This is a genomic window from Rhodococcus sp. 15-725-2-2b (assembly GCF_002259075.1).
GTDB lineage: Bacteria > Actinomycetota > Actinomycetes > Mycobacteriales > Mycobacteriaceae > Rhodococcoides.
Genome location: NZ_NPFL01000008.1, coordinates 67270 through 85826, shown reverse-complemented (window position 1 = coordinate 85826; position 18557 = coordinate 67270). Strand labels below are relative to the sequence as shown.

Annotated in this window: 21 protein-coding genes; 11 read left to right on the top strand and 10 right to left on the bottom strand. The window is 64.2% G+C overall.

The window, feature by feature from the left end:
• Nucleotides 1-90: 90 nt before the first annotated feature.
• Nucleotides 91-468: an SHOCT domain-containing protein gene (locus CH306_RS11195; protein ID WP_094646636.1), complete on the top strand. Its 378-nt coding sequence runs from the start codon at nt 91-93 to the stop codon at nt 466-468.
• On the opposite strand, the gene CH306_RS11190 is transcribed toward CH306_RS11195, so the two are convergent.
• Nucleotides 437-1348, bottom strand: coding sequence for a LysR family transcriptional regulator (locus tag CH306_RS11190; protein ID WP_094646635.1), 912 nt, complete (start codon nt 1346-1348; stop codon nt 437-439). The two genes, CH306_RS11195 and CH306_RS11190, sit on opposite strands and share 32 nt — an antisense overlap.
• Nucleotides 1349-1420: 72 nt before the next feature.
• On the opposite strand from CH306_RS11190, the gene CH306_RS11185 reads away from it, so the two are divergent.
• The 3 genes from CH306_RS11185 (at nt 1421) to CH306_RS11175 (ending at nt 4367) form a co-directional block, all read left to right on the top strand.
• Entirely contained in the window at nt 1421-2317 is an 897-nt protein-coding gene (locus CH306_RS11185; RefSeq protein ID WP_045200837.1) for an EamA family transporter, read from the top strand.
• Nucleotides 2318-2401: 84 nt separating this feature from the next.
• Entirely contained in the window at nt 2402-3664 is a 1263-nt protein-coding gene (locus CH306_RS11180) for a Mur ligase family protein (RefSeq protein WP_094646647.1), read from the top strand.
• Entirely contained in the window at nt 3657-4367 is a 711-nt protein-coding gene (locus tag CH306_RS11175; RefSeq protein ID WP_094632147.1) for a type 1 glutamine amidotransferase, read from the top strand. Before CH306_RS11180 ends, CH306_RS11175 begins: the two co-directional genes overlap by 8 nt.
• A gap of 130 nt (nt 4368-4497) precedes the next feature.
• On the opposite strand, the gene CH306_RS11170 is transcribed toward CH306_RS11175, so the two are convergent.
• The 4 genes from CH306_RS11170 to CH306_RS11155 form a co-directional block, all read right to left on the bottom strand.
• On the bottom strand, nt 4498-5406 hold the full coding sequence (locus CH306_RS11170; RefSeq protein ID WP_306436739.1) for a hypothetical protein: 909 nt from the start codon (nt 5404-5406) through the stop codon (nt 4498-4500).
• 126 nt (nt 5407-5532) lie between these two features.
• On the bottom strand, nt 5533-6141 hold the full coding sequence (gene recR, locus CH306_RS11165) for a recombination mediator RecR (RefSeq protein ID WP_045198346.1): 609 nt from the start codon (nt 6139-6141) through the stop codon (nt 5533-5535).
• Between the two features lie 9 nt (nt 6142-6150).
• Nucleotides 6151-6489 carry a YbaB/EbfC family nucleoid-associated protein gene (locus tag CH306_RS11160; protein ID WP_032395293.1) on the bottom strand — a complete coding sequence of 113 codons (339 nt, stop codon included), beginning with the start codon at nt 6487-6489 and terminating at the stop codon, nt 6151-6153.
• Between the two features lie 209 nt (nt 6490-6698).
• On the bottom strand, nt 6699-7130 hold the full coding sequence (locus CH306_RS11155) for a hypothetical protein (RefSeq protein WP_218828365.1): 432 nt from the start codon (nt 7128-7130) through the stop codon (nt 6699-6701).
• 63 nt (nt 7131-7193) lie between these two features.
• On the opposite strand from CH306_RS11155, the gene CH306_RS11150 reads away from it, so the two are divergent.
• Entirely contained in the window at nt 7194-7856 is a 663-nt protein-coding gene (locus tag CH306_RS11150) for a hypothetical protein (RefSeq protein WP_256981135.1), read from the top strand.
• Here the strand turns inward: CH306_RS11150 and CH306_RS11145 are convergent.
• Entirely contained in the window at nt 7853-8287 is a 435-nt protein-coding gene (locus CH306_RS11145; protein ID WP_032395571.1) for an SRPBCC family protein, read from the bottom strand. The two genes, CH306_RS11150 and CH306_RS11145, sit on opposite strands and share 4 nt — an antisense overlap.
• Before the next feature lie 256 nt (nt 8288-8543).
• Here CH306_RS11145 and CH306_RS11140 point away from each other — a divergent pair, with 256 nt between their 5' ends.
• Nucleotides 8544-9989, top strand: coding sequence for an FAD-binding oxidoreductase (locus tag CH306_RS11140; RefSeq protein WP_052049479.1), 1446 nt, complete (start codon nt 8544-8546; stop codon nt 9987-9989).
• Nucleotides 9986-11302 (top strand): class I SAM-dependent methyltransferase, encoded by a 1317-nt coding sequence (locus CH306_RS11135; protein WP_045198332.1) that lies wholly within the window; start codon nt 9986-9988, stop codon nt 11300-11302. Before CH306_RS11140 ends, CH306_RS11135 begins: the two co-directional genes overlap by 4 nt.
• 52 nt (nt 11303-11354) lie before the next feature.
• Here the strand turns inward: CH306_RS11135 and CH306_RS11130 are convergent, their stop codons facing one another.
• Together CH306_RS11130 and CH306_RS11125 are read right to left on the bottom strand one after the other, a co-directional pair.
• Nucleotides 11355-12137 (bottom strand): alpha/beta fold hydrolase, encoded by a 783-nt coding sequence (locus CH306_RS11130; RefSeq protein WP_094646646.1) that lies wholly within the window; start codon nt 12135-12137, stop codon nt 11355-11357.
• Between the two features lie 29 nt (nt 12138-12166).
• A complete protein-coding gene (locus tag CH306_RS11125) occupies nt 12167-13099 on the bottom strand; it encodes an oxygenase MpaB family protein (protein ID WP_094646632.1) in 933 nt (310 codons plus the stop codon).
• A 23-nt stretch (nt 13100-13122) separates the two neighbouring features.
• On the opposite strand from CH306_RS11125, the gene CH306_RS11120 reads away from it, so the two are divergent.
• From CH306_RS11120 to CH306_RS11110, 3 genes are read left to right on the top strand one after another with little or no spacing between them, the layout of a single operon-like run.
• Nucleotides 13123-13707 (top strand): TetR/AcrR family transcriptional regulator, encoded by a 585-nt coding sequence (locus CH306_RS11120; RefSeq protein ID WP_045198328.1) that lies wholly within the window; start codon nt 13123-13125, stop codon nt 13705-13707.
• 16 nt (nt 13708-13723) lie between these two features.
• The gene (locus CH306_RS11115; RefSeq protein ID WP_032395297.1) at nt 13724-13984 is read left to right on the top strand and encodes an acyl-CoA-binding protein; all 261 of its coding nucleotides are present in this window, start codon (nt 13724-13726) and stop codon (nt 13982-13984) included.
• A 48-nt stretch (nt 13985-14032) separates the two neighbouring features.
• Nucleotides 14033-16399, top strand: a complete 2367-nt coding sequence (locus CH306_RS11110; protein WP_094646631.1) for an FdhF/YdeP family oxidoreductase — start codon at nt 14033-14035, stop codon at nt 16397-16399.
• Between the two features lie 9 nt (nt 16400-16408).
• Here the strand turns inward: CH306_RS11110 and CH306_RS11105 are convergent, their stop codons facing one another.
• Entirely contained in the window at nt 16409-17227 is an 819-nt protein-coding gene (locus CH306_RS11105; RefSeq protein ID WP_094646630.1) for an oxygenase MpaB family protein, read from the bottom strand.
• A gap of 92 nt (nt 17228-17319) precedes the next feature.
• Between CH306_RS11105 and CH306_RS11100 the strand changes: the two genes are divergently transcribed.
• A complete protein-coding gene (locus tag CH306_RS11100; RefSeq protein ID WP_094646645.1) occupies nt 17320-17928 on the top strand; it encodes a TetR/AcrR family transcriptional regulator in 609 nt (202 codons plus the stop codon).
• Here the strand turns inward: CH306_RS11100 and CH306_RS11095 are convergent.
• Nucleotides 17917-18555: a GntR family transcriptional regulator gene (locus tag CH306_RS11095; RefSeq protein ID WP_094632128.1), complete on the bottom strand. Its 639-nt coding sequence runs from the start codon at nt 18553-18555 to the stop codon at nt 17917-17919. The genes CH306_RS11100 and CH306_RS11095 overlap by 12 nt on opposite strands.
• Between the last annotated feature and the right edge of the window lie 2 nt (nt 18556-18557).

Genomic DNA, 18557 nt, shown 5'->3' with positions numbered 1-18557 from the left:
GCTTTTCGCTGTTTATCGGCATCGAGGCGACACTGCGCGTGGGACAATAACTCTGCGGTCGGGGCACCTTGAGGGAATGGAAGTTTCGCCATGGACTCTTTCTGGGATTTTCTTTGGCTTCTCATCGTCGGATTCGCGTTCGTCGCGTATCTGATGGTCATGTTCTCGATCATCGGAGACCTTTTCCGTGACCACAAGACATCCGGGGTCGTCAAGGCCCTGTGGGTATTCTTTCTGATCGTTGCGCCGTTCCTGACCGCGCTGGTCTATCTCATCGTCAACGGCGGCAACATGGCCAAGCGGCAAGTTGCTGCCCTGCAGCACGCCAAGGACCAGCAGGAGGAGTACATCAAGGAAGTGGCCGGGAGGTCGGCGTCGGAAGAGATTGCCCACGCAAAGGTGTTGCTGGACAACGGAACCATCGACCAAGACGAGTTCAGGACGCTGAAGGCCAAAGCCCTGTCCTGAACGTCGCTTCGGCCCTGAACGCGTCGAGCACAGCCGCGATCGCCGGCAGCCGATGGGCATCGGGTCGCGTCGCGAGCTCGTAGATGCGACCCGCCCGCACACCGGACAGTTCTCGGCGTACCAGACCCGGATGGACGACGGCATAGCGCGGCATCAACGCGACGCCGTGCCCGGCCGCCACCAACGTCTCGGTGACGCGGAAGTCGTTCACTCGCTGCATCACTCGCGGTTCGACGCCGGTGGCGGCGGCCACCGAGAGCAGTACGTCGTCGACCGGGAATCCGCCGCGAACACTGATCCATCGTTCGTCGACCAGATCCCGAAGGTCTATCGATTCATGTTGTGCCAGAACATGACCGGGTGGCAACACCAGATCGATGGGCTCACGCATCAGGGTCGTGACCTCGATGCGCGGGCCCGCGGTCGTCGGCGCTCGGTCGTCGCGGTGCGTGAGCACCACGTCGTAATCCGCCAACAGTTCCGGCACCGAGGACGCGGGCAGGTCCTCGTCTCGGGCGTCGATGTCGACGTCCGAGTTCGCCAACCGCGTCAGCAACCCGGGCAGCAGCAGCGCGGCACCGGACGGGAACAGCGCAACTCGGACGCGTCCCCGCGGGGACGCCCGGTATCGATCCATCTCGGCCGCGGCGCGGGCGAGGGCGGCGAACACATCATCTGTCCTGAGCACCAACGCGCGCCCGGCGTCGGTGAGCCGAAGTCGACGCCCGTCGGGTTCGAGGAGTGTCACCCCCGCCTCCTTGACCAACAGCTTGAGCTGCTGGGACACCGCCGACGGCGTCATGGACAGCGCCTGGGCGACGGCAGCGACGGTCCCCCGGTCTGCCAGTTCTCGGAGGATCCGGAGCCGCTCCACGTTCATGTAGTGAATCTTAACTATTACTGCGGATATATTCGATTGTGCTGATCATTTGCCGCCGTCACGATGGACGGCATGAGCACCCGCGACCGCCTCCTCGGACTGACCGTCGTCGTGCTGTGGGGACTGAACTTTCTCGCCATTCGCGTCGGACTCGATCACTTCCCGCCGTTCTTCTTCGCAGCGCTGCGGTTCCTGGTCATCGCCGTCCCCGTTGTACTGTTCGTTCCCCGCCCCAAGGTGCCTCTGAAGTGGTTGCTGCTCTACGGGTTCGGGTTCGGGTTTCTCCAGTTCGCCTTCCTGTTCGCGGCGATGGCGGCCGGTATGCCCACCGGATTGGCGTCGCTCGTGCTGCAGTCGTCCGCGCCGTTCACGGTCGTTCTCGGCGCAATCCTGCTCCGCGAACACGTCACCCGCAGGCAAGCGATCGGTATCGGAATCGCCGTGCTCGGCATGGTGCTGATCGGGTGGGATCGCGCTCAGAACGCCACCTTGCTCCCGGTGATCCTCACCCTGCTCGCCGGACTCGGTTGGGCGTTCGGCAACCTGGGGAATCGGCTCGCGAAGTCCGAATCGCCGATGACGCTGATGCTGTGGATGACCGTCGTGCCGCCGGTGCCGATGCTGGCGCTGTCGGCGATGGTCGAGGGTCCGAGCACCGGCTGGCAGGCGTTGGCGGCTTCGTTCGGCCCGCAGGGTTGGCCCGGCCTGGTTGCGTTGGCCTACATCGTGATCCCTGCCACGATCGTCGGCAGCGGCCTGTGGAGCATTCTGATGAGCCGCAACCCTGCCGGACTGGTCGCGCCGTTCTCGCTGCTCGTTCCCGTCGTCGGCATCGCCGGTGCCTGGATCTTCCTGGGCGAGAACCCATCGGTGCTCGCGCTGATCGGTGGCGTTGTCGTCATCGGGGGATGTCTCTGGGGTATGGCCGTCCGGCGGCCTGTCGAGGTGCTGGAGAAAGTACCGGTGTGAGGGGCAGGAGTGGAGCCCGCGGAACGACCCGGGGCAGCCACCGCCGACGTGAAACTGCACGCTCTTCTGTGCCAGACTCGGCGGATGGTTGAAGTGGGTGAGCGCAGACGTATCAGCGCGCGTGGCCGCGTGGCACTGCGTGCGGCGGAGCTGGCGACCTGGGCGTCCCGCAAGGCAGGCCGGGGCAAGGGATCGATGATCGGCGGATTGATCGCACTCAAGATCGACCCGGACATCCTCGGCGGACTGGGCCGAGGTCGACGCACCGTCATCGTCACCGGAACCAACGGCAAGTCCACCACCACCCGAATGACGGCTGCGGCGCTGGCCACCCTCGGTGACGTCGCCACCCAAGCCGACGGCGCGAACATGGACGCCGGCATCGTCGCCGCACTGCACGCCAATTTCGATGCCGAGCTGGCCGCTCTCGAGGTCGACGAACTGCATGTCCCCCATGTGTCCGACGCCGTCGATCCCGCGGCCATCGTGTTGCTCAACCTCAGTCGCGATCAGCTCGACCGCGTGGGCGAGATCAACATGATCGAACGCAAACTGCGCGCGGGCCTGTCCCGGCACCCCGAGACCGTCGTCATCGCCAACTGCGACGACGTCCTCGTCACCTCCGCCGCGTTCGACGCACCGAACGTCGTCTGGGTCGCGGCCGGTGGTGGATGGGCAGGCGACTCGGTCAGCTGCCCAAGCACCGGCGAACCCATCGTGTGGGACGGCGAGCATTGGTACAGCACCGGTAGTGACTTCAAGCGTCCGACGCCGGATTGGTGGCTCGACGACGAGAATCTCTACGGACCCGATGGACTCGTCCTACCGATGACGCTGTCTTTGCCCGGAAAAGCCAACCGCGGCAACGCAGCCCAAGCCGTCGCCGCCGCAGTGACCCTGGGCGCGAGCGCGGAAGATGCCGTCGCGGCCGCGTCGAGCGTCGACGAGGTGGCCGGGCGCTACTCCACCGTCCAGTACGGATCGCATTCCGTCCGAATGCTTCTCGCGAAGAACCCCGCCGGCTGGCAGGAAGCACTGTCGATGATCGATCCCACCTGCGACGGTCTCGTCATCGCCGTCAACGGTCAGGTACCCGACGGCGAAGACCTGTCGTGGCTGTGGGACGTCCGCTTCGAGCACTTCGAGAACGTCGCCGTCGTGGCCGCCGGTGAGCGCGCGACCGACCTCGGGGTGCGTCTGCTGTACGCCGGTTCGCAGCACACCACCATCGCAGATCCGTTGCGGGCCATCGCGTCCTGCCCGCCGGGACGCGTCGAAGTGCTGGCCAACTACACCGCGTTCCGCGATCTCGGGCGAGCGCTGGCACGTGAGGTGAAAGATGTCTGAGTCCACCGTTCGCATCGGCCTCGTCCTGCCCGACGTGATGGGCACCTACGGCGACAACGGCAACGCACTCATTCTGCGACAGCGACTACGGATGCGAGACATCGACGCCGAGGTCGTACAGATCACGTTGAACGACCCGGTTCCCGATTCACTCGACGTGTACACCCTTGGCGGAGCCGAGGATTCGGCCCAACGCCTCGCGACCCGTCACCTCACTCGTTACCCGGGACTGCAGAACGCCGCTGCCCGCGGGGTGCCGGTGCTCGCCATCTGTGCCGCGATCCAAGTCCTCGGTCACTGGTACGAAACCTCCGCCGGTGAACGCGTGGACGGTATCTCCCTGTTCGACGTGACCACAGCACCGCAGGCAACTCGGTCCATCGGTGAGGTCGTCACCGAACCTGCACTCGACGGCCTCACTCAGAAGCTCACCGGCTTCGAGAACCATCGCGGCGGAACGACTCTCGGCCTGGATGCATCCCCCTTGGCCAAGGTCACCCACGGCGTGGGCAACGGTGTCGGCGACGGACGCGAAGGCGTCGTGCAAGGGTCCGTGATCGGCACCTACATGCACGGACCGGTACTGGCCCGAAACCCAGAGTTGGCGGACTACTTGCTGGAGCGCGCATTGGGTACGACTCTCGCTCCACTCGAGCTGCCCGAGGTGGCTCGATTGCGCGAGGAGCGGCTCCGCCGCACGTGAACGAAAATTCGTAGCCCACTACGAATTTGCACTCACAAGGCGCACCGTTCACACGGAAATGATGCGTCGTTCCACCCCTCTCTGACCAGCACCTCACGAACCTCCCGGTACACACCGCACGGGTCCTGGGTCACTTCGTGCCACCCGTATACCAGGCGGGGTAGATTCCGCAGCTCCGCTGCATTGTCACGTCGGCGATCGCGAAATCGACGCTGCTTGACCGAGTGGAAGGCCTGGCCGTCCAGCCTGACAATGAGATCGCAGATCTCGTAGCGAATGTCCTCGAAAGCTTTCGGCCGTCGGCGAATACCGGAGCTTGTCGCTGTCCGGCCGGAAGACCGTGCGCCTGCTCTACGTCGAGAACGTAGCGGTGCTCGAGTGCAGAATGGACGCCGTCGCGCATCAGCGCCAGGGTGTGCAGAATCGGCTTCGAGTAACGCATCGGTCGCCGAGCTTCGATCTTGCGCGTCATAGCTGCGACGTTCACACCACCCGAGGACATGGCCGAGACCAACGCGATCGTCGCCATCCTCGACGATGACTCTGCGACGGCCAGGTCGAGCACGGTGTCGGCGATGCTCGTCCGCGCCGGATTCGTCTCGACACCGATGTGTCCCATGGCACGGGAACGATGGACGACGACCCCGGGATGGATTTTTTCATTGCTTTCCGAGGTGAAGTTCTGCTTCGCGTGCCGCATCGTCGGTGGCCTGCTGGTCGCCGAGCATCCGTAGGGAACAGTGACGTGAATGGGGCCTGGTCCAGGCTGAATCCACCCCCATTCCTCGGCCGCACTGGCGTGGCTGAGCAGTGTGCCGCGGCCCGCGTACAGCAACGCTGCCGACAGCTGCATCTCACGAGTCAGCGGCCCGTTGGTCACCGAGATGACTCCACGAAACACCCTCAGCCACTGACCTGTTTCCACACAGTGATCGATCGAGTCCTTGTTGACGCCGTTCTCGTACATCTGCTTCGTGGTGATGATTCCGTGCTGCTCGTCCAATATTCGTTGCCAGGTACCCGCTGGTCTCGCCTTCATAGACCTCAGGATCGCCGGTTTGCGATGACCGCGTCAGGATCCATCCACAGGCTGTGCATAACTCCGGGTCGTGAGCAGAAATTCGACCCCTGCTACGAAGTTTCGTGCACGTGCGGCGAAGCCGCTCTACATACGTCGACGTCCGGTCAGCGCGCGGCCCAGCGTCAGTTCGTCGGCAAATTCGAGGTCTCCGCCCATCGGCAGGCCCGACGCGAGGCGCGTAATCGCCAGGCCGGGGAAATCACGCATCATGCGCACCAGGTACGTGGCCGTTGCTTCGCCCTCGGTGTTGGGGTCGGTGGCGATGATGACCTCGGTGACGTCGACACCGTCGTCCTGAGTTCCCACGCGAGTCAACAACTCTCGGATGCGGAGCTGATCCGGTCCCACTCCGTTCAGTGGATCGAGCGCCCCACCGAGCACGTGGTAGCGGCCTTTGAATTCTCGCGTACGTTCTACGGCCTGAACATCTTTGGGCTCTTCGACGACGCAGATCATGGATCGGTCACGCCGCGAGTCCGAGCAGATTCGGCACAGTTCCTTGTCCGAGACCGTGCCGCACACGACGCAGAACTGCACACCGTCACGAATGCGCTGCAGCGCGCGCATCAACCGGTCCACCTCGGGAGGTTCGACGCCGAGGAGGTGAAAGGCTATGCGCTGAGCGCTTTTCGGACCGACCCCGGGGAACTTGCCGAGTTCGTCGATCAGATCCTGAACCGGACCTTCGTACACTCTTCTCGCCTAGAAGCCGGGTAGTCCGAGTGAGCCGCCGCCGAGACCACCGGCGAGAGGGCCGAGCTTCTCGCTCGCTACGTTCTGAGCTGCCTTCGACGCATCGGCGATCGCACCGATCACCAGATCCTGCAGAGTCTCGACGTCGTCGGGATCGACGACCTTCGGATCGATGGTCAGGCCGACCACCTCACCGGTTCCCTTGACGGTGGCAACGACGAGTCCGCCGCCCGCCTGGCCGGTCACTTCGGTTTCCGCGATCTCGGCCTGCGCCGCCATCAACTGCTGCTGCATCTGCTGGGCCTGCTGCAGGATCGATGCCATGTCGGGCTGTTCACCGGGTTGCACTGTGCCGTCCTCTCGCGTGGGTCGAAGCGAACTCAAGCGTAGCCGCACCGTGGATCGCTGTGATTCACTGCGCGTCGAATCGACATACCGACCTTAGTGTCTACAATTTCGCGGCAGACACGGGATCGCGCCTGCGGTGACGAATAGTGGACACTCAGCGCAGTGCCTTCGGGCGATGCCGCACGACGGTTCGCCCTCGGTAACGAGAATCAGCGTTGCTCCGCGCGATGGTCGTATCCGGCGGGGAGGAGTTCGCCGGCGAGAACGCTGACGAGGCCGTCGGGCGAATCGATGATCACGCGCATCAGGGGATAGAGGTCGGCAAAGATCTGACGATCCTTGCCGCACGGGCTCTTCACTCCGCGCCCGTGGTTACCGACCGCCACGATGTGAGTCGGCTCGGTCGCACCGGCGGCCCGAGCCGCTGCAAGCGCGACGGTCTCTGCGCACGGGCCACCGGTGAAGTGATAGAGATTCACCCCGGCGAAGGTTCGGCCGTCCGCCACTCTCACCGCCGCACCCATCGTGTGGATGCCGTCCTCATCAGGTCCCGCATCCGTCGATGAATCGATTGTCTGCCTGGCCAGTTCGACCAGCGTCCGATCACCGTCAGTCGCGGGTAGTGCGGACGAGAAGGACACGATGCGATTCTAGAGCCCCGCGCCTGAACATCCGTCAGTACTGAGCGCCCGTAGTCTCGTGGAATGGATCAGTCGGCGGCCCCCGAAGGACGCCAGTCCCCTCGCAAGCGTCGGGTGACGCCCGAGACCATGGCCGAGGCGGGCATTGCGCTGACTCTGCCCAAGGTGACGGTGAAGTCCGTGGCCGAGAGCCTGGGCGTCTCGATCGTCGCGATCTACAACAACATCGACGATCTCTGCGCCCTCAAGGCCCTCGTGGCGGAGGAGATTCTGCGCCGCTGGTCCCCGCCACTCCCCGCCGACGACGAATCGATGCACGACGCGTTGCTGACACTCGCGTCCGCGATGCGCGAGTTGGTTCACTCCAACCCCGGGATCGCGGAGTATCTGATCGGCCTGACTCCCAGCTCGATCGATGCTCTTCGTATGGCCGACGCCGTCCAAACGCGCTACCGACTGCGCTACGACCTCACTCCGAAGCAAGCGACCTGGGCCGTCATCACCGTCGTCGAGCACGCTCTGGCCTTGGCGGAGATGGTCTACAACGATGTCCGCCGCGATCGTGAGTACGACGACGCGATCGCGGCGCGCACCGACCTCGACACCCTGCCCGGGGCCTACGACACGGTCGACCGTGGGCCCGACGGGATGTTCCTGTGGTCGATGCGCACCGTCGTGGTCGGGACTCTGGCGCTCATCCAGGCTCCCGACTTCGAGCGGGTCTAGATCAACTCGCGACGCAGGTTCTCCAGCGTCGCGGCCTGGATCTTCTTCAGTCCGAGAGGTGCGAAGGTCTTCTCGAAGAATCCGCCGATTCCGCCTGCACCCTTCCATTCGGTCGTCGTGGTGACCGTGGTGCCTGCGCCTTCCGGGGCGACCGACCAGGTGGTGACCATGGAGGAATTGGCGTCGCGTTCGGTGATGGTCGACCCGGCGACGGTGACTGTCGCGGCGACGTTGCGCACTCGCTTCTCGGTGGCCTGCAAGGTCCACGTGGCCACGGTTCCGTCTCCTTGCCCACCCTGGACCACCTCGTAGTCGCGGTACTGCTCGGGCAGGATGCGTGGGCGCACCGTCTCGTAGTCGGCGAGCGCGGCGAGCACCCGATCCGGTGTGGCAGCGATGGTGGCGGAACTGGATGCACTGACCTGAGCCACGAAGACGTACTCCTTCTCTAGCGGACGGGATGTCTATCCATCCTGCCTCTCTCCGCGACCACGTTCGACATCGCGCCGACTCATGTGTGATGCGCTTCACAGAACAATTCTGGACGCGCAAACCACATGCATGACGCAACCATTTGTCCGATTTACTCCGATTCCTCACCCGGATTCGGCAACAGTTGCGTGAAGTTTCACCGGTCGGACGCCGATGCCGGTGGATACCGTGCGGTACGAGATATAGCGTCTGAATGTGGCTTCAGTGAATGCTCTCCTCGGACGACGGCCAGAACCGAGGGAGAGCGGTTACGCAGCGCACCGGTCGGGTGTCGAGCAGCTGCTTCGCAGCTACCGCGCGATTCCGACCGATGCGACGGTGCGTCTGGCGAAGAAGACGTCCAACCTGTTCCGGGCCAGGACGACCACCACCACGCCGGGGCTCGACGTGTCGGGCCTGAGCAAGGTCATCTCCGTCGATCCCGACTCGCGTACAGCCGATGTCGCCGGCATGTGCACGTACGAGGACCTGGTCGACGCGACGCTTCCCTACGGTCTCGCGCCCCTCGTCGTCCCGCAGCTCAAGACGATCACCCTCGGTGGAGCCGTCACCGGACTCGGTATCGAGTCGACGTCGTTTCGTAGTGGACTTCCCCACGAATCGGTGCTCGAGATCGACGTACTCACCGGCAGCGGCGAGATCGTCACCGCAACACCGGAGGGCGAACACTCGGATCTCTACTGGGGCTTTCCCAACTCGTACGGCACCCTGGGCTACTCCACTCGACTGCGGATTCAGCTCGAACCCGTGCTGCCGTATGTCGCGTTGCGCCACCTGAGATTTCACGATCTCGACACCCTCCAGTCCACGATGGACACCATCGTCGAACAGCGCGAGTACGACGGCATCGAGGTTCAGTACCTCGACGGTGTGGTGTTCAGCGCCGACGAAAGCTACCTCACCCTCGGCGTTCAGACCGACGAACCGGGACCGGTCAGCGACTACACCGGTGCCGACATCTTCTATCGCTCGATCCAGCACGCGTCGGACACACCGAAGACCGACCGCCTCACCGTTCACGACTACCTGTGGCGCTGGGACACCGATTGGTTCTGGTGCTCCCGAGCCTTCGGAACACAGAACCCGAGAATTCGACGCTTCTGGCCACGCAAGTACCGGCGCAGTAGTTTCTACTGGAAGCTCATCGGCTTCGATCGCAAGTACGACATTGCCGATCGACTCGAGAAGCGCAAGGGAAATCCGCCACGCGAACGCGTCGTGCAGGACGTAGAAGTTCCGATCGAACACACCGCCGGCTTCGTGGCGTGGTTCCTCGACAACATCCCGATCGAGCCATTGTGGTTGTGCCCGTTGCGTCTTCGCGAGCCTGCCGCGCCAGGTGCGAATCCGGCCCGGCCGTGGCCGCTGTATCCACTCGAACCGAAACGCACCTACGTCAACATCGGCTTCTGGTCGTCGGTCCCGATCGTTGCAGGCGAACCCGAGGGTGCCGCGAACCGCGCCATCGAGAAGAAGGTGACCGAGTTCGACGGGCATAAATCGCTGTACTCGGATGCTTACTACACCCAGGATGAATTCGCCGTGCTGTACGGCGGCGAGAGATACACACAGCTCAAGAAGAAATACGATCCCGAATCCCGATTGTTGGATTTGTACTCGAAGGCGGTGCAACGCAGATGACGACGTTCAAGGACTCCGGCAATCGCACGGTGAGCGGTGCCCAGAAGCTCAAGATCTCCGAGATTCTGGAACTGATCTCCGACGGCAACATCCCACTGCGTTTCACCGCATACGACGGCAGCACCGCAGGACCCGAGGACGCGAGAATCGGCCTCAACCTCAAGAGCCCTCGCGGAACCACGTATCTCGCAACCGCTCCCGGCGATCTCGGCATGGCGCGCGCGTACGTCTCGGGTGATCTGGAAGCAACGGGCGTTCATCCGGGCGATCCCTACGAGTTGCTGGCACTGATGGGAGACGAACTGCACTTCCGTCGCCCCTCGGCGATGACACTGACGTCGATCGCCCGTTCGCTCGGCTGGGATGTGTTGCGGCCCATCGCTCCCCCGCCCCAGGAGGCGATTCCGCGGTGGCGTCGCATCGCGGAAGGTCTGCGCCACTCCAAGACTCGCGATGCAGAGGCGATCCACCACCACTACGACGTGTCCAATGCCTTCTACGAGATGGTGCTCGGCCCCTCGATGACCTACACCTGTGCGGCGTTCGAGAGCGCGGATCAATCGTTGGAAGCAGCGCAGGAGAACAAGTACCGTCTGGTGTTCGACAAGCTCGGACTGAAGCCGGGTGATCGTCTGCTCGACATCGGCTGCGGTTGGGGCTCGATGGTGCGCTACGCCGCGCGCAGGGGCGTCAAGGTCATCGGCGTGACGCTCTCTCAGGAGCAGGCGTCGTGGGCACAGAAGGCCATCGCCGACGAGGGTCTCTCCGACCTCGCCGAGGTGCGCTTCTCCGACTATCGCGACGTGCCCGAAACGAATTTCGATGCCGTCTCGTCCATCGGACTGACCGAGCACATCGGCGTGCACAACTACCCGTCGTACTTCGCGTTCATCCAGTCCAAGCTGCGGGACGGAGGCCGACTGCTCAATCACTCGATCACCCGGCCGGACAATCGCGCGCATGCCAAGGCAGGCAGTTTCATCGACCGCTACGTCTTCCCCGACGGCGAGCTCACCGGCTCAGGCCGCATCATCACCGAGATCCAGGACGTCGGGCTCGAGGTGCGGCACGAGGAGAACCTGCGCGAGCACTACGCGCTCACTCTCGCCGGATGGTGCCGGAACCTCGTCGAGAACTGGGATGCGTGCGTCGCCGAAGCCGGTGAGGGAACAGCCCGCGTCTGGGGCCTGTACATGGCCGGCTCCCGGTTGGGATTCGAGCGCAATGTGGTCCAGCTGCACCAGGTTCTGGCGGTCAAACTCGGGCCGAAGGGTCAGGCGAACGTTCCCCTGCGGCCGTGGTGGAACGGCTGAGCCCTGTGAGTGGAACTTCGTAGCGGGCTACGAAGTTCCACTCACATGGGAGCTAGCGACCGGTCGCCCGCAGGATGACCCGCGCGGTCTCGGTCGGCTGATCCCAGTGCGGGAAGTGTCCGCATTTCTCGAACCAGTGCAGGGTGGCGTCGGGGAATCGCTCCAGCGCCACCTTCGCCTGGCTGGGCAGCGTCACCTTGTCCTGGCGACCCCAGCCGATGAGCAGCGACCCCTGCAACGTCCCCTTCGGCGCACCGATCTGCTTGGGCCCGTTGATCAAGGCTTTACGTGCGGCGTCCAGCGAGGGTGAGGTCTTGCTGGAGAAGCCTTTGAGCTCCCGCTCGACCAATCCACTCGGCAGCTTCCACGGCGCAGCCGAGAACTGAGCCAGCGCAGCCGTTCTGGTCACCGGGTTGCCGGCCAGGAACGGCACCAGTGGCTGCACGTTCTTCATCAGGGCCAGCGACGCGGTGATCGTGGCTCCGAAGATCTTGACCTGGCGGTCGTTCCAGAATCCACCGGGATCGAGTGCCACCATCGAACCGCGATGGCCGCGGCGACCGAGCTCGACGACCATGCGCGCGCCCATCGAACTACCGACGAGGTCTGCGTCGGACAGTCCCTCGTCGTCGAGGTATTCACGCAACGCATCGGTGAGCGTCTCGATCGACACCTCCGACAGAGGCGGAGTCTGCCCGAATCCGGGCAGATCGAGGGCAATGACCTCTCGATGCGCGGCCAGGGCGGGGACGATGGGGTCCCAGTTGCGGTGCGAGGAACCGAGACCGTGCACGAGGACCAGCGGCTTACCGGATCCGGTTCTTGAGTTGTACATGAACCGCCATGTACCCACGACCGGTGGTTCTACACATTCGGGCTGTAGTGCGAGGGGTCCGAACGACGTTCCACCGGCGGCAGATTCCGCGCCGGCGTGTGCACCAGCGGTGCCGTTCTTCCGATCCGACCGGTGACGCGGTCCCATCCGGCGCGGCCGCGCGGGTGCAGTCGTCGTCGCGGCGGCACCAACCCGAACACGAGGTTCACCGCCTTACCGAACAGCGCGAAACGCCTCTCGTCCCGAGCGGACCAGCTGTAGCCGAGCAGCTCACGCACCGGCCGGTCGTAGAGCCCGACGGTGATCCAGACGAACAGCCTCGCCACCGGTCGCCTGAGCGCCGCCCACACTCGTTCGGGCAGCCAGGATGCGTAGGGCGGTGGTCCCAGCTTCGACAGGTCGAGCACACCTCGGGCAGCCATGTTGTCTTCCAAAACGTTTCGGCACATGTGATCCCAATACTTCTGGAACTCGGGCCAGGTTGCGGGTAGCGGCCGCATGCTCATGCCGTAGAGCCGGTACCACTGCACATGCTCGTCGAACAGTGTGACCTTCTGCTCCTCGGTCAGGCCGCCCATGAAGTGGTCTGCAGTGAGCACGGTGCCCATGAAGAAGGTGGCGTGTGCCCAGTAGAACGTGTCGGGATCGAGCGCGTGGTACTTGCGGCCCTTGGCGTCGATTCCCTTGATGTTCGTGTGATATCCGCGGACCTGCAGTGCGGTCTCCTCGGCCCGATCGCCGTCGAACACGACGCCGCCGATGGGATACAACGATCGATACAGGCGCTGCCAGCGCTCGTCGAAGAACGTCGAATGCTGCTCCACCCCGGCTCCGAGCCCTGGATGCATGTTCTGCATCGACCCTGCCCAGATGCCCTGCAGCATGCCCCGCCAGTCGCCGAAGTACTTCCAGGTGAGTGAGTCGGGACCGAGCGGAACGGGTCGATCGGACTGACTACGCATGTTGTCACACTAAAGTTGACAACATGCGTAGTCAACAGTTGGAGGAACGCAGATCCAAGCGGTACGACGCACTGCTCGCCGCAGGGGTCGAGCTCCTCGGCGCGCCCGACGGACCGGCAGTGAACGTGCGAGCCGTCTGCCGTACCGCCGGGCTGACCGAGCGGTACTTCTACGAGAGCTTCTCCGATCGCGACGCGTTCGTCCGGGCCGTGTACGCCTGGGTGGGATCGAGAGCCCAGAAGACGTTGATCGACGCCGTCGCGACGGCAACCACCCCCGAGGACACCATCGCCGCGCCCGTGCGCGCATTCGTCGAACTGATCATCGACGAACCACGAACGGGACGGGTTCTGCTCATCGCACCGTTGGCCGAGCCTGCGCTCAGCCGACGCGGACTCGACCTGCTGCCGGGCTTCGTCGAACTGGTGCACGCCCAACTGCCCGACTCCGCCGACCGACAGCTGATCGCCGTCGGAACCGTCGGGGCGCTGACTGCCCTGTTCATCGGCTGTCTCGACGGCACGCTCGCCGTCACCGGCGAAGCCCTCGTGGCGCACTGCATTCGGCTTGTTTCCGATGCTGCCGTGCAAGGATGGCACCACCTCTAGCAGAAGGAGTTCTTCCATGTCCGATCTCGACCAGTCGTTCGCCGACGCGCAGGTGGACGTCAAGAAGCTCACGTCCAAGCCGAGCAACGACGACCTCCTGCGCCTGTACTCGCTCTACAAGCAGGGTTCGATCGGTGACGTCTCGGGTAAGCGGCCGGGACGACTGGACATGGTGAACCGTGCGAAGTTCGATGCCTGGGCGAAGCTCGAAGGCACGAGCCAGGATTCGGCGAAGCAGCAGTACGTGGATCTAGTGACCGAACTCCTCGCCGGCTGAGCCGAAGGCTATGGTCGAGTGCGGGGGTAACGCAACGAAGGGACCCGCATGAGACGCACCGACAGCGACGTCGACGAGGCCGAGCTCGATATCGAGAAGCCGAAGACCCATGCCGCAGGTGCCACCGCTGTCGCGGTGTCGATGAAGCGAGCACTCGGGCACATGGGGCCCAAGCGCACCGCGCAGACGCTCCTCAAGCTGAACCAGGCCGAGGGTTTCGACTGCATGAGCTGCGCGTGGCCGGACCCGGATCCGGGCCATCGGCACGCAGCGGAGTTCTGCGAGAACGGAGCCAAGGCCGTTGCCGAGGAGGCGACGACGACCCGGGCAACCCCGGAGTTCTTCGCGCAGCACAGCATTGCCGAGCTCGACGGTCACACTGAGCACTGGCTCGGCCAGCAGGGCCGGATCACGCATCCGATGATCAAGCGGCCCGGTGGCACGCACTACGAACCGATCGAGTGGGACGACGCGTTCCGCCTGATCGGCGACGAGCTGAAGTCACTTGCCAGCCCGGACGAAGCCATCTTCTACACCTCGGGCCGCGCCTCCAACGAGTCCGCGTTCACCTACCAACTGTTCGCCAGGGCATTCGGCACCAACAACATGCCCGACTGCTCCAACATGTGTCACGAGTCGACGTCCATCGCGCTGCAGGAGTCCATCGGTATCGGCAAGGCCAGCGTCACGCTCGACGACGTCCACAACGCCGAGCTGATCATCCTGGCGGGCCAGAACCCCGGCACCAATCACCCGCGTATGCTCTCGGCCCTCGAGCTGGCGAAGCAGAACGGCGCAAAGATTCTGTCCATCAACCCACTTCGCGAAGCGGGTCTGCTCAACTTCAAGAATCCACAGACTCCGCGCGGCATGGTGGGACCGGGAACGGACCTGTCGAATCTGCATCTGCCGATCAAGCTCAACGGCGACCTCGCACTCTTCCAGGCCATCGGCTCGCTGCTGGTGAAGTGGGACGCGCTCGATCACGAGTTCCTCGACACCTACACCGTCGGTTTCGACGCGTGGAAGGCGCACGTCGCCGAGGTCGACTGGGATCTCGTCACCGAGGTGACCGGATTGTCGGTAGCGCAGATCACCGAGGCCGCCGAGATGCTGCGCGACTCCAAGGCCACCGTCTTCTGCTGGGCGATGGGCCTGACGCAGCACCGCAACGCCGTCGCCACCATCAAGGAAGTCACCAATCTCGCGTTCGCGCAAGGCAACATCGGAAAGGCAGGTGCGGGTCTGCTGCCGGTTCGTGGCCACTCGAACGTGCAGGGCGACCGCACGATGGGCATCTGGGAACGCCCTCCGGTGAAGTTTCTCGACGCGATGGCCGCGGAGTTCGACTTCGAGCCGCCGCGCGAGCACGGCTTGGACACCGTCGATTCCATCCGGGCCATGCGCGACGGCAAGGCGCACTTCTTCCTCGGACTCGGCGGAAACTTCGTCCAGGCAACTCCGGACAGTGACGTCACCTTCGAGGCGCTGCGCAAGATGCGGATGACGGTGCAGATCTCCACCAAGATCAACCGTTCGCACCTGGTCTGCGGCGAGACCGCACTGATTCTGCCGACCCTGGGCCGCACCGAGAAGGACGTGCAAGCCAGTGGCGAGCAGTGGATCTCGGTCGAGGACTCCACCTGCTCGGTGCACTCCTCACGCGGACCGCTGAAGCCCGCGAGCGAATTCCTTCGTTCCGAGGTCGCCATCGTCAGCGGTATCGCCGAGGCGACCCTCGGTGACCGATACGGTCTCGACTGGAAGGGTTTCCGCGACGACTACCGCAACATCCGCAAGCACATCTCCCGCGTCGTCGCCGGTTGCGAGGGCTACGAGGTCAATGTTCGACGCCCCGGTGGCTTCGTTCTTCCGCACCCCCCGCGCGACAGTCGGACGTTCGAAACCAAGAGCGGCCGAGGTGAATTCGCCATCTCACCGATCGACGTGCTGCAGGTTCCGCCGCGCCATCTGATCCTGCAGACGCTGCGCAGCCACGATCAGTTCAACACCACCATCTACGGCCTCAGCGATCGGTACCGCGGCATCGAGAACGGTCGACGCGTCATCTTCGTGCATCGGGAGGACATCTCGTCTCTCGGCTTCCGCAACGGCGACATGGTCGATCTCGTCACCAAGTGGGACGACGACGACGTGGAACGGTGTGCGCCGTCGTTCCGCATCGTCGAGTACGACACCCCGCGTGGGTCGGCTGCTGCGTACTACCCCGAGACCAATCCGCTGATTCCGTTGGATTCGACTGCGCTGCGAAGTAATTGCCCCACCTCGAAGTCTGTGATCATCTCGATGGTTCCGGCGGGGACGGGCGTGCAAGGCACGGTGAACGGTCACCAGGACGACGAGGGATCGGACGAGGGGCACAAGTCGCACCCGCAGCCGCACCACCTCAGCTGAGGCCTCGAGCTAGACCAGCGCCCGGCCCGAGCGCATCCGTCGCCGGACATCGTGCAGTAGAAGGTTGAACGGGAGTGCACGAACGGCGGGCGGCAACATCCGGTTGAGCAGGGACGCGCTGCGCAGAACAAGCGCAAACCGTCTCTGCTTGACCGGATCCCACGGCAGTTCCATCTCGTCTCGGAAACGCTGGGGCAAGAATCCAGTGGTCACGAAACGGAAGAACGGCCCGATCAACGGGTGCAGCACTGCGGGTCGGGCGAACGTTGCCGAGGCAACGCCGTGCAGGTAGCGCCGGATCGTCGGGTCGATGTGAATGTCGTCCAGTGCTGCTTCCCAGTACTTCTCGAACGCCGATCGATCGGTGGGCCACATCTCGGGCGGCATCTGCAGTGTCGATCCGAGTACGTGACACGACCGGTACATCTCGTCCGCGTCGTCCGGATCGAGCGGCCCGTACAAGGCGACATACACATCCTCGAAACCTCGGTAGAGGCACGCCGCGACCCACAGCTGCAGGTTCGGGTCGAAGGCGTTGTACTTCACCGGGCTGTCCGCCGTCGAGCGCACAGCGGCATGAGATCTGTTGGTCGCCTTCCGGTACGCGGCCTTGGTCCGATCGTCTCCCATACCCGCAACCGCCAGGTAGGACAACGTCGTTCGGGTGCGCTTGATCGGGTGCCGGTTGATCTGCCCGGATTCCACGCGGCTTTCGAAAACCCCGTATCCGACGGCGGGATGCCCGAGTTGCATGATGACGTTCGCCGAACCGGCGAGCAGGCCGAAGCCGGTCATGGACTTGCGTAGAAGGTCGTTGTCGACAGTCATGATGCAGTCGAGCCCTCCCCTGTCGGCAATCTGAGTACGTGCGTGTTCAGATCAAGCTAGGCGCGGGTGCCGAGCGGTGTCAAGATGTGTTCATGCCCGATTCACCCCGTACCTACGGCGGCGTGGACGGTTCGGCCCGAGTCGCCGACCGTCGACGCATCCTCATCGAGACCGGACTCGATCTGCTCGGAACTGCCAAGCCCGACTTGACGGTTCGAGGGGTGTGCCGCCGGGCCGGCGTCGCGAGCCGCTACTTCTACGAGAGTTTCGCGGACCGGAGCGCGCTCATGGAGGCCGTGTACGACCACGTCGTCGAGGAGGTCGCAGCCATCGCGCTCGACGCGGTCGCCGCAGCACCGAGGGACGCCCGAGAACGGGTCCACGTCGGAATTCGTGCGATCGTGCGCGCAGTCGCGGACGACCCCCGCCGTGGGTTCCTCCTGTTCTCCGTCACTGCGGTCGGCGACATCGTGGTGGCGAAACGGGCCGAGTCGACGAAGATGTTCGCCCGTCTGCTCGCCACTCAGGCCACCGAGTTCTACGGCACGACCGGAGACCACGATCTCGATCTGACAACCTATTTCGTCGTCGGCGGATTCGCTCAGGTGCTCACTGCGTGGCTCGGCGGCGAACTCGAGATGGACGAGGAGGCCGTGGTCGTCCGCTGCGCCGAGCTGTTACTGGCCGCATCACCCCGTTAGCCGGGTCACCAGCTCGGCTCCGGAGAGGAAGTGCCGGCACGTCAGGTCACCGACGAGCTCGACGTCTCGCCGCTGGAATGCCTCGATCAACTGTTCGTGATGGCGGACCGCGTGCTCACCCCATTGCCTGTTCGACGCATACAGCCGCGAGGGTGTGTATCTCACGGCACCGAGGAGAAACCAGGCCAGCTTGGTTCCTCCGGCGAATCTGTTTATGTACCTGTGGAATTCGAACTCGCAGGACTCCACCGATTCGAAGTCGGATCGGGCCACGGCGTCACATAATCGATCGTTCACGGCGCGAAGCGCCTCGATCTGTTCGTTCGTGATGTGCTGCGCGGCGCGGCGGGCCAACGCTGCCGCGATCGTGCCCTGCAACCAGAAGATGTCCTCGATGTCGCGTTCGGTCAACTCGTTGACCCGGTAGCCCCGACGCGGCACCAGTTCCACCAGACCTTCACCGCGCAACGCCACCAATGCTTCTCGCACGGGAGTGGCACTGACCCCGAGTTCGCCCGCCGTATCGTCGATGCGCACGAAGGTGCCCGGTGTCAGTACGCCCGTGACGATCTGCTGGCGAATACTTGCGGCGACGTCCTCCGAGAGCTGCGGGCGGCGATGCAGCACGA

Coding starts and splice junctions, on each gene's coding strand:
- CH306_RS11110 (WP_094646631.1), top strand. CDS start 14,033: ATGAGACGCACCGACAGCGACGTCGACGAGGCCGAGCTCGATATCGAG.
- CH306_RS11135 (WP_045198332.1), top strand. CDS start 9,986: ATGACGACGTTCAAGGACTCCGGCAATCGCACGGTGAGCGGTGCCCAG.
- CH306_RS11105 (WP_094646630.1), bottom strand. CDS start 17,227: ATGACTGTCGACAACGACCTTCTACGCAAGTCCATGACCGGCTTCGGC.
- CH306_RS11170 (WP_306436739.1), bottom strand. CDS start 5,406: ATGAAGGCGAGACCAGCGGGTACCTGGCAACGAATATTGGACGAGCAG.
- CH306_RS11100 (WP_094646645.1), top strand. CDS start 17,320: ATGCCCGATTCACCCCGTACCTACGGCGGCGTGGACGGTTCGGCCCGA.
- CH306_RS11175 (WP_094632147.1), top strand. CDS start 3,657: ATGTCTGAGTCCACCGTTCGCATCGGCCTCGTCCTGCCCGACGTGATG.
- CH306_RS11115 (WP_032395297.1), top strand. CDS start 13,724: ATGTCCGATCTCGACCAGTCGTTCGCCGACGCGCAGGTGGACGTCAAG.
- CH306_RS11130 (WP_094646646.1), bottom strand. CDS start 12,137: ATGTACAACTCAAGAACCGGATCCGGTAAGCCGCTGGTCCTCGTGCAC.
- CH306_RS11180 (WP_094646647.1), top strand. CDS start 2,402: ATGGTTGAAGTGGGTGAGCGCAGACGTATCAGCGCGCGTGGCCGCGTG.
- CH306_RS11125 (WP_094646632.1), bottom strand. CDS start 13,099: ATGCGTAGTCAGTCCGATCGACCCGTTCCGCTCGGTCCCGACTCACTC.
- CH306_RS11190 (WP_094646635.1), bottom strand. CDS start 1,348: ATGAACGTGGAGCGGCTCCGGATCCTCCGAGAACTGGCAGACCGGGGG.
- CH306_RS11150 (WP_256981135.1), top strand. CDS start 7,194: ATGGATCAGTCGGCGGCCCCCGAAGGACGCCAGTCCCCTCGCAAGCGT.
- CH306_RS11195 (WP_094646636.1), top strand. CDS start 91: ATGGACTCTTTCTGGGATTTTCTTTGGCTTCTCATCGTCGGATTCGCG.
- CH306_RS11120 (WP_045198328.1), top strand. CDS start 13,123: ATGCGTAGTCAACAGTTGGAGGAACGCAGATCCAAGCGGTACGACGCA.
- CH306_RS11185 (WP_045200837.1), top strand. CDS start 1,421: ATGAGCACCCGCGACCGCCTCCTCGGACTGACCGTCGTCGTGCTGTGG.